This is a genomic window from Eubacterium sp. AF19-12LB (assembly GCF_003479125.1).
Classification (GTDB): Bacteria; Bacillota; Clostridia; order Lachnospirales; family Lachnospiraceae; genus Eubacterium_U; species Eubacterium_U album.
The window spans coordinates 111,950-129,842 of record NZ_QUGP01000009.1 but is presented as its reverse complement, the minus strand read 5'-3'; the positions used below and the strand labels follow the sequence as shown (position 1 = coordinate 129,842).

At 33.5% G+C, this 17,893-nt stretch carries 18 protein-coding genes; 1 reads left to right on the top strand and 17 read right to left on the bottom strand.

What is annotated here, in order from left to right; all coding sequences use genetic code 11:
- The 15 genes from DWX29_RS10105 to DWX29_RS10035 form a co-directional block, all read right to left on the bottom strand.
- On the bottom strand, positions 1–1,242 hold a 1,242-nt coding region (locus DWX29_RS10105; RefSeq protein ID WP_158574535.1), incomplete at its 3' end, for a leucine-rich repeat domain-containing protein.
- A gap of 147 nt (positions 1,243–1,389) precedes the next feature.
- On the bottom strand, positions 1,390–2,253 hold the full coding sequence (locus tag DWX29_RS10100) for a hypothetical protein (RefSeq protein ID WP_022088717.1): 864 nt from the start codon (positions 2,251–2,253) through the stop codon (positions 1,390–1,392).
- A gap of 77 nt (positions 2,254–2,330) precedes the next feature.
- The gene (locus DWX29_RS10095) at positions 2,331–2,666 is read right to left on the bottom strand and encodes a DUF192 domain-containing protein (RefSeq protein ID WP_243053259.1); all 336 of its coding nucleotides are present in this window, start codon (positions 2,664–2,666) and stop codon (positions 2,331–2,333) included.
- Between the two features lie 80 nt (positions 2,667–2,746).
- A complete protein-coding gene (locus tag DWX29_RS10090) occupies positions 2,747–3,649 on the bottom strand; it encodes a type II secretion system F family protein (protein ID WP_118565785.1) in 903 nt (300 codons plus the stop codon).
- A gap of 15 nt (positions 3,650–3,664) precedes the next feature.
- The gene (locus tag DWX29_RS10085; RefSeq protein ID WP_118565784.1) at positions 3,665–4,636 is read right to left on the bottom strand and encodes a type II secretion system F family protein; all 972 of its coding nucleotides are present in this window, start codon (positions 4,634–4,636) and stop codon (positions 3,665–3,667) included.
- Positions 4,617–5,969, bottom strand: coding sequence for a CpaF family protein (locus tag DWX29_RS10080; protein WP_118565783.1), 1,353 nt, complete (start codon positions 5,967–5,969; stop codon positions 4,617–4,619). The genes DWX29_RS10085 and DWX29_RS10080 overlap by 20 nt, the downstream gene beginning before the upstream one ends.
- Before the next feature lie 21 nt (positions 5,970–5,990).
- Positions 5,991–7,127: a P-loop NTPase gene (locus DWX29_RS10075; RefSeq protein ID WP_118565782.1), complete on the bottom strand. Its 1,137-nt coding sequence runs from the start codon at positions 7,125–7,127 to the stop codon at positions 5,991–5,993.
- A gap of 1 nt (position 7,128) precedes the next feature.
- Complete coding sequence (gene cpaB / locus DWX29_RS10070) at positions 7,129–7,806, bottom strand: Flp pilus assembly protein CpaB (protein WP_117910516.1); 678 nt, start codon at positions 7,804–7,806, stop codon at positions 7,129–7,131.
- A 44-nt stretch (positions 7,807–7,850) separates the two neighbouring features.
- Positions 7,851–8,246 (bottom strand): TadE/TadG family type IV pilus assembly protein, encoded by a 396-nt coding sequence (locus DWX29_RS10065; RefSeq protein WP_022088724.1) that lies wholly within the window; start codon positions 8,244–8,246, stop codon positions 7,851–7,853.
- 87 nt (positions 8,247–8,333) lie between these two features.
- Positions 8,334–8,510, bottom strand: coding sequence for a Flp family type IVb pilin (locus DWX29_RS10060; protein WP_022088725.1), 177 nt, complete (start codon positions 8,508–8,510; stop codon positions 8,334–8,336).
- A gap of 58 nt (positions 8,511–8,568) precedes the next feature.
- Entirely contained in the window at positions 8,569–9,222 is a 654-nt protein-coding gene (locus DWX29_RS10055) for a prepilin peptidase (protein WP_158574534.1), read from the bottom strand.
- Between the two features lie 161 nt (positions 9,223–9,383).
- Positions 9,384–10,235 (bottom strand): helix-turn-helix domain-containing protein, encoded by an 852-nt coding sequence (locus DWX29_RS10050; RefSeq protein ID WP_118565780.1) that lies wholly within the window; start codon positions 10,233–10,235, stop codon positions 9,384–9,386.
- A 300-nt stretch (positions 10,236–10,535) separates the two neighbouring features.
- The gene (gene dnaB, locus DWX29_RS10045) at positions 10,536–11,867 is read right to left on the bottom strand and encodes a replicative DNA helicase (RefSeq protein ID WP_022088728.1); all 1,332 of its coding nucleotides are present in this window, start codon (positions 11,865–11,867) and stop codon (positions 10,536–10,538) included.
- 13 nt (positions 11,868–11,880) lie between these two features.
- A complete protein-coding gene (gene rplI / locus DWX29_RS10040) occupies positions 11,881–12,327 on the bottom strand; it encodes a 50S ribosomal protein L9 (protein ID WP_022088729.1) in 447 nt (148 codons plus the stop codon).
- Between the two features lie 118 nt (positions 12,328–12,445).
- The gene (locus DWX29_RS10035; protein ID WP_118565779.1) at positions 12,446–14,503 is read right to left on the bottom strand and encodes a DHH family phosphoesterase; all 2,058 of its coding nucleotides are present in this window, start codon (positions 14,501–14,503) and stop codon (positions 12,446–12,448) included.
- Positions 14,504–14,830: 327 nt separating this feature from the next.
- Between DWX29_RS10035 and DWX29_RS10030 the strand changes: the two genes are divergently transcribed.
- A complete protein-coding gene (locus tag DWX29_RS10030; protein WP_022088731.1) occupies positions 14,831–15,100 on the top strand; it encodes a hypothetical protein in 270 nt (89 codons plus the stop codon).
- A gap of 144 nt (positions 15,101–15,244) precedes the next feature.
- Here DWX29_RS10030 and DWX29_RS10025 read toward each other — a convergent pair whose 3' ends face one another.
- Positions 15,245–16,591: a glucose-6-phosphate isomerase gene (locus DWX29_RS10025; protein WP_117910551.1), complete on the bottom strand. Its 1,347-nt coding sequence runs from the start codon at positions 16,589–16,591 to the stop codon at positions 15,245–15,247.
- Between the two features lie 408 nt (positions 16,592–16,999).
- Complete coding sequence (locus DWX29_RS10020) at positions 17,000–17,752, bottom strand: hypothetical protein (protein ID WP_117910520.1); 753 nt, start codon at positions 17,750–17,752, stop codon at positions 17,000–17,002.
- Positions 17,753–17,893: the final 141 nt, after the last annotated feature.

The window sequence follows — 17,893 nt, the reverse complement described above, 5'->3', positions numbered from 1 at the left end:
CATTATTATGTCTGTTAAGTTACTGCAACCGGCAAATGCTCCGTTTCCTATTGTTTCTATTCCCTCCGGTATTGTAATCTTTTCAAGTCCCGTACAGTTTTTAAATACATACTCTGTTACTGTCTTTGTTCCTTCCTCGAACCTTACATCTTTAAGATTGCTGCAGCCTCTGAACGCTCCATCGCTTTTTGAATCATAGTATGCACACCATACTTTCTCCAATGTTTTTGGTATCTCTATTTCCGTCAATCCTGTACATTCTCCAAATGCTCCATACCCCATAGTTTTAATATTCTTCGGTAGTTTTAATCCTGTTAGTTTTTTATCATTCTGAAACGCATTTGCTCCTATTGTTTCTATTGTGTCCGGCAGACTTACCTCTTCCAACTTTTCACAATTTTCAAATACATTGTCTCCTATTATTTTTACTCCATCGCCTATTTCTATTCTTTTTAGTTCTCTTGTGCCTGCAAATGCTCCATTTCCTATTGTCTCTATTTTTCCAGATATTACAATTTCTTCATTACCTTTACATTCTGAAAATGCCCATTCTCCTATTTTAGTTACACTTTCCGACATTATTATGTCTGTTAAGTTACTGCAACCGGCAAATGCTCCGTTTCCTATTGTTTCTATTCCCTCCGGTATTGTAATCTTTTCAAGTCCCGTACAGTTTTTAAATACATACTCTGTTACTGTCTTTGTTCCTTCCTCGAACCTTACATCTTTAAGATTGCTGCAGCCTCTGAACGCTCCATCGCTTTTTGAATCATAGTATGCACACCATACTTTCTCCAATGTTTTTGGTATCTCTATTTCCGTCAATCCTGTACATTCTCCAAATGCTCCATACCCCATAGTTTTAATATTCTTCGGTAGTTTTAATCCTGTTAGTTTTTTATCATTCTGAAACGCATTTGCTCCTATTGTTTCCATTGTGTCCGGCAGACTTACCTCTTCCAACTCATTACAGTTCTTAAATGCATTATCTGCTATCTGCCTTACATTATATTCAATTCCGCCATTTTTTATTTTCCCTGGTATGTACAACTGTTTTGTATTTGAATCTTGTCCACCTACAACCACTACCTCTTTTTTCTCAATTGAAGTAATCTTATACTTGACTCCACCCGCCACAAATATTTCGTCAACTGTATCTGCTTTAGTAGCAAACACTTGTATGCTAGTTATTATTAATGTGATTGTTATATATATACTTATTATTTTTCTAAATTTATTCATTTTATTTTTTTGCATTTAGATTTTCTAAACACAATGTGCTTAATATGCACTGTACCTCCCTCTTATACACTATTTTTAATCTACATAAAAAAAGACCGACAAAATTTTTGTCGATCTTTTCTATACAAAAATTCATACCCCCACTAATTATTCCTGTCTTTGTTTAAGTACAGATTCAAGACTTCCCATAGATGAAATAAGTGAATCAATTAATTCTTTACTATCAACAATTTCCATCTTCTTACGCATCTTAGTCATTTCTTCTTCCATGCTCTGAATTCTTGTCTGACCTTCTTCAACCTTTTCCTGAGTTTCCAATAACTGAACCTGACTGTCTTCTAATTGAGCCTGACATTCTTCAAGTTTATTCTGATTATCTGCTAATTTATTTTCGCTTTCGTCTAATCTACTTTGAATTTCACCTAATTTGTCCGTTGCTTCTTTAGCTTCCATAGCACTTGTAGCTACACTCTTTTGCAATTTAGCATTCTCAATACTTAAAGTCCTGTTCTTTCCAATTAATTCATTATTCTCGGCATAAAGAACTTCATACTCAGCACTTCCATCGTCTGTAGATGGTTTTTCTACCGGCACTTCAACGTATACAATTTCAGGTTCCGGTTTTTCTACTGGAGCGGCAGGTGCTACACTCTGCTGTGAATCTCCTGCTCCTTCTGCTAATGCCAAAATTTCTTCTCTAAGTTCCTCTATTGTTGCTTTAAGTTCATCATTCTCTTCTTGAAGAGCACCATTTTTCCCATGTAAATCATTGATTTCACATTGAAGCATTTCTCGTTCTGTTTCAAACTCTTCTTTCTGTTTATTTAAAACATTCTGTGTGTTTTTGTAGTTGCCGAAAAGGTTATTAATATAATCATCTACTTCTTCAGGATCATATCCTCTTACCGCATGATTAAATCCATAAGCATTCTCTTCTGCTGCAACCTCCCCAATTTCGTTGCTCTGCATAAACCTGGTCTGTGGTCTAGCTATTCTTGACAACTTAGCCATACTTCTCAACTCCTTTTCCTAGATTTTTTACATTTCAATTGAAATGTATAAATGCTGGAGTCCAATTTCAATGTTTCCTACTCCACTGAAATAACTTGTCCAACCTGTAACATATATTTATTTGCAGTTCCGCTTGGCAATTCTAACACCCTTCTGCCCTTCGAAACCATTTTTCTTATTTTTCCCGGTTGAATTTCATGGTCTATATACAAAATCACATTATCTTTATCCAATGTCAATGTGTCTATAGCAAACTTCATACCGAATGTATGTATCTGATTACACGGCTCAATTAAAAGTCCTGCTCCTTCCGCTAAAGATTTACGACCCATAAGTCCTTTAAATCTCTTAAAAAATGTATTTGCATATTCAGCTTCCGTGCATATAATCTGACTATTACACGTTATAACCATATCCATACCTCGATTCTATCACTTTTTTTATAAATTTGCATTATTAATTCAAATTATTTTTACTTTTTCTTTAAAAATCTTTAAAAAACTCCCATACTCATAACATTAATTACAACTGGTCCTAAGATTACAATAAACAGTACTGGGAAAATAAGTCCTATCATTGGCAAAAGCATCTTAACAGGAGCTTTCTGACCTTTTTCTCTTGCCATCTGCATTCTTGTTTCCCTAAGTGTTTCCGACTGAACCTTCATAATATTATTCATAGGAATACCTAACTGTGTTGCCTGTGCCAAGGCTGCAATAAAAGTCTTTAATTCCGGAATTTCCGATGAATTAGCCATATTCCTTAAAGCATCACTTCTTGGGACACCCATCTGAATCTGTCTGTATAATTTTAACAATTCATCTATAAACGGTCCCTTCATTCTTTCCGACACCTTTAATAACGAAGCATCAAAACTTAATCCTGATTCTATACATACACTTAACAAATCCATTGCATCCGGCAACTGATCTCTTATTCCCTGTTGATGGCTTTTTACCTTTCCACTCAAATACATGTTAGGAACTAACAAAGCTATTAACAACCCAACTAATACTAAAAATATCATCTTTGTAATTACTGCTATAAATGTCATAACTACCATTATTAAAGTCATAATTGCTTTTTTATAAAAGAAAAAATTTTCCGGACTCATTGAGAGTCCCGCTAGTCTTAATTGCTTTTCTGCCGCTTTATATTTTGCATTTTTCTTTACATTAGCTGCACTTTTATTTGCCATATTATTAAACGCCTGTATTTGAGATGACAAAAATTTTTTTGAATACTTTTCTCCATCCTTATCATTTTCAATCTTTTTCTTTCCACTTATGTATTCTATTTTTCGTTCCTTTGCATCCGCTTCTTTTCCTTTATTATATCCAATTGATGAAACAACAAAGAAAACAAATAAGCTAATTGCTAATACCATAAATTCCATATGTTTCTTCTCCTTTTAGAATTTAATCGTAACAATTCTATTAATAACAATTGCACCTACTGTTTCTAATACAACTGATAGAATTAAAAGAGCGTTTCCTATAGGTGTAGTAAATAATGTCATTATCAATTCTTTATTAATTAAACTCATTATAAGTAATAGGGCGACTGGTAATGCTCCAATAATAATTCCAGAAACTCTTCCCTGACCAGTCATAGTCTTTATTTCACCCTTAATCTTATATCGTTCACGAATTGTTCCTGCTATTGTATCAAGTATTTCTGATAAATTACCACCAGTCTGTCTTTGTATGCTAACCGCCGAAACAACAAGATCAAAATCTTCGCTTCTCACTCTTCCAGCCATTGCCTCTAATGCATCATCCTGTGAGCTACCAAAAGTTATTTCATTAACAGTCCTCTTAAACTCTGACTTTATTGGTTCTTCACATTCATTCGAAATCGTATCCATTGCCTGATTAAATGTTAACCCTGACTTCAAGCAGTTACTTGCAATCATTAAGGCATCACTTAACTGAGACTCAAACATATCTCTTCTCTTTTTTTGTTTATTTTTTATATAGGCAATAGGTGCAATAGCTCCAATTATCATAAGCATAGGTGCAATAAGCTGATTTTTAAATATAAGCATAAACAATAACCCTGGTACAAAAGTTACAACTATCCAAATTATAATAAAATCTTCCGTTTTTTTTGAAATATCACTTTTTTCTAATTCCTCAGCTAAAATCTTATTTAATTTTGAAAATGCACTTCCATTATTTAACGTCTGTTTTTTATTGTTCTTTTGACTTTCAGTCTTTTCAGTTTTCTTTTCTTCTTTTTTCTTTCCTACAATATAATCTTCTCTTCTCTTTACATTTCTACTACTCTCTGTTATTTTTCCAACTATTGTTGTCACAAGCACAAATGTAACACCCATCATAACAATGACAAAGAAAATCATACTAATTTGCAAACCATTCATTTTTTACAACAACCCCATTTCCTCTAATCTTTTCAATACACTTTGGAACTACACCTGTTGCTCTAAATTGTCCCTTAAACTTTCCTCTGGAATCCAATGTTCCATCTGTTTCATAGACAAAGATATCCTGTAAACTTACAACATCGCCTTCCATACCAACAACCTCTGTAATAGATGTTACTTTTCTCGAGCCATCTCTAAGTCTGCTCTGCTGTATAACTAAATCTATAGCAGATGATGCCTGATCTCTAATTGCCTTTACCGGCAATTCCATACCTGACATCATAACCATAGTCTCAATACGAGACATTGCATCTCTGGGTGAGTTAGCATGGGTTGTAGTAAGTGATCCATCATGACCGGTATTCATTGCCTGGAGCATGTCTAATGTTTCTTCAGAACGAACTTCTCCGACAATTATACGGTCAGGTCTCATTCTTAATGCATTCTTTACAAGAGATCTGATTGTTATAGCACCTTTACCTTCAAGGTTTGCCGGTCTACATTCAAGTGTAATAACATGATCCTGATGCAACTGAACTTCTGCAGCATCTTCTATTGTTACAATACGTTCATCTTCAGGAATATATGATGATAACACATTTAATAATGTTGTCTTACCTGAGCCGGTACCACCGGATACTACTATGTTTAATTTTCCCTTAACACACGCCTCTAAAAACGAAAGCATTACAGGGTTTAATGAACCCCATTCTACTAATTGTGCTGCTGTTACCGGTGTTGAACTGAATTTTCGAATTGTAAGTACAGCTCCAATAAGTGAAATTGGAGGAATGATAGCATTTACACGGGATCCGTCCGGAAGTCTTGCGTCAACCATAGGACTTGCTTCATCTACATGTCTACCAACCTGGGTAACAATTCTATCAATGATATTCATAAGATGCTCTTCATCTCTAAATTTTATATCTGTAAGAACTAATTTACCTTTCTGTTCAATATATACTCGGTTTGGACCATTGACCATTATTTCACTACAACTATCACTATCAATTAAATCTTGAATAGGACCATATCCCAATATATCATCCAACAAACTCTTTACAATTGGCTTTCTTTCAACTCTTGGAATATTATATTCGTCCTTATCAACTTCTTCCGCTAGAAGTTTTTCCATTTCATCTTTATCAACAGTAGCCTTTCCCGCTCTGTTTAATGTCAAAATAATTCTTCCATGAATTTTTTTCTTTACGGCTTCATATGGGTCTTCAGCCTTTACTTCCTTTACTTCTTCAACCTTTTTCTGCTGTTGAGTATCTGCTTCTTCCCCATTTTCCTCTTTGTTTTTTTCTATTATGTCAAGTAAACCCATATATGATTAACCTCCGACTATTTACTCTCCTTTATCAGCAATAACCCTTTGTATAAAGCTTGAGAATTCTTTTGCTGCAACTGTTCTACTTGTTCTTAATACAAATGGTTCTCCTTTATTTACACTACCATTAAACATTTTGTCTGCTGAAATTGAAGCATAAAACGGTATCTCCAACATAGATTCAAAATCCTTCATTCGGATTAAACTGTTAACATTTTTGTTCATAACCAATCTTGCTTTTTCCTTAATTCCCAACTGCTCCAATATACTTATAGCTGACTTTGCTGCCTTAAGCGATAAAATATCAGGATTGTTTACAATCATAATTTCATCGCATTCCTGCAATGCTGCTATAGTTTCATCACTAAAATTTGATCCTAAATCAACTATTACATATTCATAGTAAGGTCTTACACTACGAATGACTTTTGTAACATGATCCGGTTTTATGTATTCAGCATACTCAGGGCTTTTTGGCGCCGCAAGTAAAACTACACCAGATGAATGCATTATACTAAATGCATTTACCTTCTCTATTGATATACCTTCAGGATCCTGTGCCAGTTCAACAATTGTATCCTTAGGCTCCAAGTCTAAAAGGATATTCTGATCTCCAAATCTTAAATCCATATCTAAAAGAATAACATTACTTCCTCTCTTCGATAACGCTACTGCAAGGTTTGTGGCCATTACAGACTTTCCTGTTCCACCTTTACATCCGAAAAATGCAATTACTTTTGATCTTACTCTTTTTTGAATATTTAACTGTGCCTGGATTACCTTTTCATATTCATTAACCTGTACTACTCTTGAATAGAATTCATTATCTTTCATATCCAAAGATAATACCTGTCTAATTCCAAATCTTGCTGCGTAATTTACTAAATCAACAGTCACGTCATCTGTCGCTATAACCGCTGCACATCCTTTACTTTGGAACTTCATACTTTCAACAAATGAAAATACTTCCGGGTCAATTGGTACTTTAACACCAACAATAACTACATCCGGAAATAATCCATCTATTTTCAATCTTGATTCGTCTTTAAAATCTGCATAACCAACAATTTGAATATCTCTATCTGCTAATTTTTTCTTCAAATTAACACGAATTGATGTGTCTTCTGAAATAATAACAACTTTTATACTTTCCATATTATTCTCCGTCCTCCGCAGTTCTCTTATTTAATATAAGTTTATAACCTGAATATTCTCCTGAATTTTCTACTCCGTATAAAATATCAGCATCATCATATGACAGTTCAAATGTAATTGATGAATATGTTACTATTGCATTTGCTGTATCTGTATTTACATCATTTGTTGATATTTTCAATACTTTAACATCGCTCAAAACTGTATCTACAGTAGCCTTACCATCGCCTGTCTTCATTGCCAAAACATTTACTGTATCTCCTGGGAGGATATATCCATCTACACCCGTAACACCATCTGCTGCCATACTGTATGCAACCATTCCATCCGCAAGATTATAAGATAATCCGGCATTTGATTCCTGTTCAGTTCCAAATCGTTTCATTGAAACCTGCTCACCTGCATAAATATAACCTGATGATGTATTTCCTATAACTTCATCAAGACTTCTTACTGCGCCATCTACAATTGCACCATTATCAATCATTCTAGTACTAAAAAAATTATTTACATTATTAGCTGTAACCTGTGTTCCAGCTGGAACATCTGCTATAGCATACACAATCTCTGTCTTATCTTTATTTGGATCATTATTGCTTATAACTGATTGTGCAAACATATATGTTGCGATTCCTGCAACCAATGCACTTATAAGTGCAATCAAATAAATTCTCTTCATGGTAATTATACCCCTCTGTTTCTTATTTTTAGTATTTTATTAATCTACGATTCCGTTTTTATTGTTACTGTATATGATAGTTCTTTAGTCTTTCCATATATAACTCCCAGAACCGGTGTTAGTGTATTCATTTCTGCCTTAACATTTACTTTCAAATCTCCCTCAAGTGGACTTGTGGGATTTGTAAGTTTTGAATCAACCACTACTGAATTGAGATTTTTCGGCAATATTGCTTCCACCTTATCGGTTACAATTTGATCTAATTGTGCATCTTGTGCATTTACGCATCCGACTCGTGCGCCTTCCCTACAGGCATTTTCAACTGATAACTGATTGTAAAATAGCCACCCAAAGTCCAATATCCCGCATACAATTAAAAGTAATATAGGCAAAACCAAAGCAAATTCAACAGCCGATTGTCCTTTTTCTCTTTTCTTCATTGATGCTACCTCTCAAATAATTTCCTCATATTCTAAAATAGAGGGGCTGATGCCCCTCTATTTTAGAATATAATCTTTTTGTAACTTTTATGGTCTTGCTGTTGTTGTAAGCTGATCGCTTGCATTTGTGAACATATCAGCAATCTTTGGTCCTAATACAGCTAATGCTCCGATTACTGCTAAAGCTACTAATCCGATGATAAGACCATATTCAACCATGCCCTGTCCATCTTCATCCATTAAGAAATTCTTTACATCTCTCATAATATTTCCTCCTTCTTGCATACGACTATCTTTTACTCCGTCGTGCTTAATTATAAATTTAATAAATTAGCGGGAAAAATAATGAAACCAAAACCCCTCCCGATAAAAACGGTGCCATAGGAGCTGCTGTTTTTAAGTTGCCTCTTCTTGTGATTTTTAAGAACAAATAATAGATAAATATTGTAAAACCCATCACTGCCATTGCTTCAATATAACCTTGAAGACCCAACATAAAACCTATTACGGCGCTATATTTCACATCGCCAGCCCCAATCCTCAGTTTAAATAATCCAGGAATAACAAATAAAACATACGCAGCAATCATTCCTATAAACGAATTAAAAAATGTATCCATAAACAAATCTAATTCGTTACTTGTAATTACCATATTACATATCTGTAAAAGTAACATCCCCAATAATAATGCGTTAGGTATTCTTCTTATCAGCATATCAATTCCTGCTACATTTATTGCCATCAATATGATAAGCATATATCGCACTGTCTGCCAGTAATCAAATTCTTTAAGGGCTATACCTACAAACAATACAGCTGGAGCCACCATCCATGCTATTCTGTAACCTATGTTATTTATTCGTTGTCCTTTATTTTCTGTGTCATATATACTTCTTACTTGTATCTGGTATCTCGCCAGATAGTAAAAGCACAATCCAGAGAGCAAACCCACCGTCGCGTATATCGCGTATTCCATCGCTGTTTCCTCCTCTGTATTTACTTGCATCTACATCAAAAACCCTTATGTATTAAATGTTTAAAACGTTTTCTTTGTGATAGTATTATTATAATACTTTTCGTCATTTAGTCAATATTTTTTAATAATTTAGTCACAATTTGTACATTATGTACATAATTTCATTTACTCAATGTGCTAAATGCCAATTTTTTAGACTTCTCCCTATTTTTTTCAGACTTTACTCGCTCTTTTTCGGCTTTTTTTCGAGCCCTTTCAGCTTTTTTGTTCATAACTTTTTCATCTTTATTAATGCGGCTTTCCATTTTTCGCTCTTTTCTGGACTTTCTTTGTTTTTTTCTTATTACTTCATCTATTTTTCGATAACGTTCTTCTTCTCTTTCATCCTGCATTCTAATAATATAATCTACACCTTTCAATACTTTTTCGCTCACACAATCACTCACTTCTTTAGACATATTCTGTGTCGACTTATTTATCGCTCTGGTAACTATACTTTCGGTATTTTCCTCTAAGGCTCTCGAAACTATGTTTCCCATAATTTCCTGAAATTGCTGCATTTTACTTTCTGAGCTAACACTTTCAGTTAAAGATGTTTTATTTTCTAATCTTCTATATTTTTCTATGTCCCCACTATTATCTTTTGTTTTTGTATCCATAATTTCTTTATTATTTACACCATTATTACATCCTTCTTCATCTTCTTTATAAAATGTATTTTTTTCACTCTTTGGTTTGTCAAAAAGATTTCTAATGTTGACTGTATTAGGATTTGAACGATTAATGTCAATTTCTCCATTAATCATCATTTTTATAGTTCTTAGACCATATCCCTGTTCTTTTAAATCCCTTATTTTCCGAAGTAATTCAATATTTTCTTCCGTATAATATCGATGTCCCATTTCATTTCTGGGAATCTTTATCTCAAGTTCTTCTTCCCAATATCTTAACACATGAGATTCTACCTTTAGCATTTTAGATGCATCTGAAATAATATATCGTCGTGTTCCCATTTTCCCCTCCAAAAAAATAATGTTAACAATAATTTCCAAATTATTGTTAACATTAGTATAATTCTGACTATTACTCAATTCAACGAATTGGCAGTCCCATATTCAATTATTTTTTAAGCAAATGACGAATGCCGTCAAATGAGTGTAAGCATCTCATCTTTTTCGTTCAAATTCGCATATGGCTTAGCATAATTATTCTCTCACATTTATTTTGAGCCTATATTTTTCACCAGTTGTTTGATTAACAATATATTAATTATTCTCTCACATTTGTTTTAAAATGCGAACAAGCAAGCAAATCTACTCTCTTGCTTTTGTCTCAAATTTTGTATATTCAGGTAACCATAATAATTCTATAGCTCCTACAGGACCGTTTCTTTGCTTAGCAACATCCACAATAATAGTATTTCTGTCTTCTGTTTCGTCCTCTTTGTTGTATTTTCTTGATAAAAGCATTACAACGTCGGCATCCTGCTCGATAGAACCTGATTCTCGCAAATCGGCCATGATAGGTCGATGGTCAGGTCTCGATTCTACGCTTCGGTTAAGCTGTGAAAGTGCAACTACCGGAATATTCAACTCTCTAGCAATTCCCTTTAATGATCTTGAAATATCCGCAATTTCCTGTTCACGGCTTGGATAATTACCATTTCCTCTCATAAGCTGTAGGTAGTCAATAACCACAAGCTGTATATCTTTTTCTAATTTAAACTTTCTGCATTTGGAACGAAGGTCACCAATCGTAATACTTGGCGTATCGTCAATTACAATATTTGAATTTCCTATAATATCCGCTGTTTCTACAATTTTTTCCCATTCAGATTCATTAAGTTCTCCTGCTCTCATTTTCTGAGAACTTACCATTGAATGCTGTGATATAAGACGGTTAACCAACTGTTCCTTTGACATTTCCAAACTAAATATAGCGACTGCATTCGGCTTACGTATAGCTATATGCTCTGTTACGTTAAGTGCAAATGCTGTTTTACCAACTGAAGGTCTTGCCGCAATCAAAATAAAGTCTGATGGCTGCAATCCGGATAACTGATTATCAAGATATATATATCCGGTTGCTAAACCTGTAACAGTTCCCTTTGTAAGCGATGCCTGTTCTAATTTATCAAATACATTAGCAACTACTTTATTAATTGGGACAAAGTCGCCACTTGAACGTGATCTAAGCACTTCAAAAACTTCTTTTTCAGTACTCTCCATTATATCTTCAAGCTTATCCGTTCCTGCATAACATTTAGCTGAAATATTATCATTTACTTTTATTAATTTACGCAACATTGCTTTTTCATATACAATAGTCGCATACTGCTTTATATTTGCTGAAGTCGGTACCATTTCTAATATTTCCCTGATAAAATCAAGGCTGATTACTTCACTAGAAACATCCATCTCTTCCAATTTAGCCTTTATGGTAACCAAATCTCCATTTTTTCCTTCACGGTACAATTCTGTCATTGCCCCAAAGAGCAATCCATATTGTCTGTTAAAAAAATCATCTTTATTTATCAACTCCATAGCTATCGGAACAGCATCCGGATCCATAATCATCGAACCTATTACTGCCTGTTCTGCTTCATAGCTATGAGGTAGTATTTTTTTTACTATTGGATCTTCCATTAATAATTATCTCCTATAAAGCTTCAACCTTTATGTCTAAAGTTGCCATTACATCCTTGTGCAATTTAACTTTTACTGTATGGACTCCAAGATTTTTAATTCCTTCTTCCATAACAATCTTCTTTTTATCAATTTCTAAACCAAGCTGCTTCTTTGTTTCTGCTGCTATTTCCTTTGCAGAAATTGAGCCAAATACACGGTCTCCATTTCCGGCTTTAATCTTTATAACTACCTTTTTATCTTTTAATTCTTCTGCCAAAGCTTTTGCTGCATCCAATTTTTCCTGAGCAACCTTTGCTTCATTAGCTTTTTGAAGTTTTAAATCATTTTTATTTGCGCTATTTGCTTCTACGCCAAGTTTTTTCTTTAAAATAAAGTTTTTAGCATATCCATCGCTTACCTTTACTACTTCACCTTTTTTTCCTAACGCTTTAACATCTTCTAATAAAATAACTTCCATATTCGTGTCTCCTTTCAAAGCAATAAACTTATTATATCTAAGCAATTAATTTCATTTTTTCAAATTCGATCTGGCAAACTATATTAATGTTAAGGTCAAATATCACTTGTGTAAATAACTATATTTCACCTTCATCAGTCATATCCTGAATAATCTCTTTTATCAAGGTCTTTGCCTGTTCACATGTACAATCTTCAATCTGTGCTCCGGCAAGATTCATATGACCTCCACCGCCTAATCTTTCTGCAATTAACTGAACGTTAACTTCATCTATTGACCTTGCACTTAAATATACTTTTTCATTATAAAACGTACATACAAACGCTGCCTTTATGCCTTTAATATTAAGCAATTCATTCGCTGCCTGTGCTCCAACAACTGTAGGCATACTTGTTCCTTCAGACGGGCAAATGGCTATAGCGTATTTATCCATAAATATCTCTGTATTTTGAATAGCCTTAGCTTTTGCCTTATAATCTCCAATATCATCTCTAAACATTTTTCTAACTCTGACAATATCAGCTCCATTTTTTCGCAAATAAGCTGCTGCCTCAAATGTTCTTACACCTGTTCTGTTAGAAAAATTATTTGTATCCATCATAATTCCGCTATACAATGCATCTGCCTCATACGGTTTCATTTTAACTGAATCAACCATATACTGCATAATTTCAGTAACCATTTCACATGCTGATGATGAATATGGTTCAATGTATGATAAATGTGCATTTTCTATTGCATCTGCACTTTGTCTATGATGATCTATTACTACAAGTGTTTGTGCTCTTCTCACTAATTCAGGATATTCAGTATATCCTGCTCTATTACAGTCAACTACAATGAGCATATCATTTTTTTCTAAAATAGTTGTAGCCAATGTTCCTGCAATAAACATATCTTCTTCATAGCCATTATCTGTCGTAAACTTATCAATCAAAGGTTTTACTGAAGAACTCATAGTTCCCGTTACCACATAAGCTTTTTTACCCATTGTAGTTATGGCTCTATACAAACCAATTGCTGCACCGTAAGAATCATTATCACCCAAATGATGTCCCATAATGAATACTTTATCTCTTGTTTCAATTAATTCTCTTAATGCATGAGCTTTTACTCTGGCTTTTACCCTGGTATTCTTTTCGACAGACTTGCTCTTACCGCCATAATAATATATCTTTGCGCCATCTTTTAATACTGCCTGGTCACCACCTCTGCCAAGTGCCATATCGATAGCTGCTGTGGCTGACGTGTAATTCTGAACATACGAATCTGAACCCATTCCGAATCCAATACTGATTGTAGCTGTTCGCTCATTACCTATCTTAACATTCTTTACATCATCAAGAAGTGAGAATTTTTTACTCTGCATAATTGCTATATTTTTAGCCTTAACAACTACAAAGTATTTGTCTTTTTCAAGTTTTCTTACCAGACCGTCCATTTCTGCAAAATATCGCTGTATCTGTCGATCAATCAATGCAACTAACAGTGTTCTTCTGGCATCTTCAATACTTTGAAGAACCTCTTCATAATTATCTATGTAGATAAGTCCCGGTATCATCTTATCATTTTTATTTTCCTTAGATAATTGCTGAATTCTTGTATCATCAAATAAATAAAGTGCAAACATATCCGCATCGTCATCATCTGAATCAAGTACTGCGATAGGCACTTCATCAACTGCATCTTTCATTTTAAACTTCTTTAGCACAGCTCTATATATTTTTTCATTATACTCAACTTTGAACTCTTTCTTTTCTTCTTTAAATTCAAATTTATCCTTTGTAAACTCTTTAAATATAGATTCAATTCCCCTCATATTTAAAAGTTTAGTTTCGCACGCCTTTTCCATTTCGCTATTATGCCACAGCATCTTTCCATTACAATCAAGTAACGCATAAGGAATTTCAAATTCATGCATCATCTGTCTTTGTATCTGACTATACTCTGCGCCAAAATCCACAAGATATCTTTTGATATTTGGATAAAATCTAAGCATCATAACAATCGCTATTACAATAAACAAAATTGTTGCAAACGCCATAACCACTCCGGCTCTTTTGTCAATAAAAAATATTATAGCCGTTACTACTATCCAAAGCACACTAAGGTTAATAGGCCACCTCAAATACTTTGTAATTTTTCCATTCAATGCTACTTTTTTATCATTTAACATATAAGCACCTCTAATTTGCTTTATTCTTCATCTCCGCCTTATATTTGTATATCTTTAAAATAAAAAGCTTACAACGTTTCTAACGCACCTTAATGATTTAGTATACCATATTGTAATTTTTATTTCCACTATACTACTTTATAAGCCATAACAGATTACTAATATATTCTTTACATGTTTTATCATTTCGTATAAAATTACCTTTAATTAAATGATGTCAGGGTTAACCGCCACGACTATGATGCCTACAGATTGTTCAGTGCTACGCACTCTCACAATTATCCGGCATCTTTACATTAGTAAAATATGAAACAGGAGATAGTTTATATGTTTAGAATATGGGGAAGAACCTTTAAAAATAATAAAATGATAAAAAATACCACAATCGAAATAGATAACCCTGAGATGACGAGAACTCACAAAGTTTTCAAAGCACTTGAAGATATTTGCGAGGAATTTGATTTAAGCAATCCAATCTGGCTTGATAATAATATTGATGAATTCAAACGCATTTCACGAACCAGATTTTATCAGGACAGTTTTATTGAACATATTGATTTTGATTATTTAGATTTTTATATTATCGAAGAAGATTAAGATGTTGGGGTCAAAATCATTCTTGACAAAAAAGCCTTATTAAAAGCATATCCCCTCTTTACCGGATAACCGATACGGAGGGGATATTTATATACTATTTAAATTTACCGGATATAACACGAATCGCTCCGTGTTATCTTATAATTAAAGTCTTTTCTGTAATTCTGCTGTCATGTCTTCATAACCCGGTTTTCCAAGTAATGCAAACATATTTTTCTTGTAGCTTTCTACACCCGGCTGATTAAATGGATTTACTCCAAGAATATATCCACTTACACCACATGCAAATTCATACATGTAGAATAATTCTCCAAGATAGAATTCGTTCTGTTCAGGTACATTAACCATAAGGTTAGGAACATTACCATCTGTATGAGCAAGAATTGTTCCATTCATTGCACTCTTGTTAACAAAATCCATATCTTTTCCAGCTAAGTAATTTAATCCGTCAAGATCATCTGCTTCTTCCTGAATTACGATATCAGCATCTGTCTTTTCAATATTTACAACTGTTTCAAACATAAGTCTTGATCCGTCCTGAATGAACTGACCCATTGAATGTAAATCTGTTGTCAAATCAACTGCTGCAGGGAAAATACCTTTCTGGTCTTTTCCTTCGCTTTCACCATAAAGCTGTTTCCACCATTCACCAAAGTAATGTAAACTTGGTTCATAGTTAGCTGTAATTTCAATTGATTTTCCTTTTCTTAATAAAATATTTCTGATTGCTGCGTATTTTACTGCATCGTTATCTTCAAATGTATTGTTTAAAGCTTTTTCTCTTCCGCTTGCAGCACCTTCCATTAATTTATCTATATCAGCACCACTTACTGCGATTGGAAGCAAACCTACTGCTGTAAGAACTGAGAAACGTCCACCTACATCATCAGGTACTACGAAGCTTTCATATCCTTCTTCTGTTGCAAGATTCTTAAGAGCTCCCTTTGCCTTATCTGTTGTAGCGTAAATTCTCTTTGCTGCTTCTTCTTTGCCATATTTCTTTTCAAGTTTTTCCTTGAAAATTCTAAATGCGATAGCAGGTTCTGTTGTTGTACCAGACTTAGAAATAATGTTAACTGAGAAATCTCTGTCTCCAACAACATCTAATAATCCCTTTAAGTATGCAGGGCTAATGCTATTTCCTGCATAGTAAATTTCAGGTGTTTTTCTGATTTCTTTTGATACATTGTTATAGAAACCATGTCTTAAGAAGTCAATTGCTGCTCTTGCTCCTAAATATGAGCCACCAATACCAATAACAACTAAAACTTCTGAATCACTCTGAATCTTCTTAGCTGCTGCTTTAATTCTTGCAAATTCATCCTTGTCATAATCTACAGGTAAATCAATCCATCCTAAGAAATCATTTCCTGCTCCTGATTTGTTAACCAAAACTTCTTTTGCATCTTCTGCGATTTTCTTCATTGCTACTACTTCATCATCTGAGATGAATTTTGATGCCTTTGAGTAATCAAATGTTACCTTAGCCATATCTTTTTCCTCCGTCATTTCAAATCCTGCTATCCCGTACACCTTGCAAACTGTCATGGTATCTCTCCACTAAATCCACAGTGTCCGGTAAAGCGTTTATTTATCGACATAATATAATATTCATGCCGACCGGTAAAATTTCCTTCAAATTCTCTCTAACATATATACAATAAATATTTTGTCGTCATATGTCAATGTTTTTAGCATATTTATTGAAACAATTTTATTGGAGTCAACCCGAGAATATATCCCCGAAACTATTTTGCTTAATCTGTGAATATTTCCTTAAAACATATTTGTTTCAACCTGCGAATATTTCTATATAAATTATACAATTGAACCTGTAAACATTTCTACAAAACTTATATGATTAAATCTTAATTTATTTTTGCAAAACCATTTAAATCTTTACTGCAAATATTCTCCTAAAACTTCGTTGATTATTCTCTCCTGTTCTTTTGTAATATTTATTCTACCCTGTTTTTCATTTTCTATTTTTTTATTTGTATTATTTATTTCATTTACATTAACATTCTGTTCCGATTCCTGCTCATTTTTGCTGCTACCGATTTCTATGTTGTAATCATTTTCCCGCCTACTAATCTGCTCTCGCAAATTAACACTATTTTCAAAGAAATCCGTAATAACATATATCAGTTCTGTTTTTCTGTCATTTGTATGAATTGTATTTTCAACTACAAATAATGCAAGTGCAAAATAAAATCCTACAAGAATATACGACATCGCCGTTGTCTTTCCGTATCCCTGATTATACAGTATATATCCACATAATCCGCCTATTGCGACGCATAAAAATCCGCACCAGCTAATAATTTTATTTATGGAATCAAGATAAAATATGCCTATTTTACACTTATTTATGTACCTACTTACTAAAAGCATGGGATTAGCCACCGTGCCGTTTATGGTTTTAATACTTTCAAATTTCAATTTTATCTGGCGAAGAATATTACTTTTTGGGCTATCCATATTTTCTGCCTTTTTAATCATTTTACCAAAAATCCACATTACCAGACATTTACTTACAATTCCTACTAAAAAAATACTTCCTAATAAACATAGGAAGTACGCTTTATTTTCAATTATTGATGTGATTTTTTCCATATTAACAGTAAAACATGACATACATTTGTCAAACATAAAAAACCTCCTCGTACGATATGTATTGACCAGCCTTTTGTTGGTGGCCGATAGTCGGAAACATTAATGTTTAAACTTTGTTTTCTGTTTCCTTTATACAATAAAATTTTATCATACAAGAGGTCTTTTAACACTATAAAT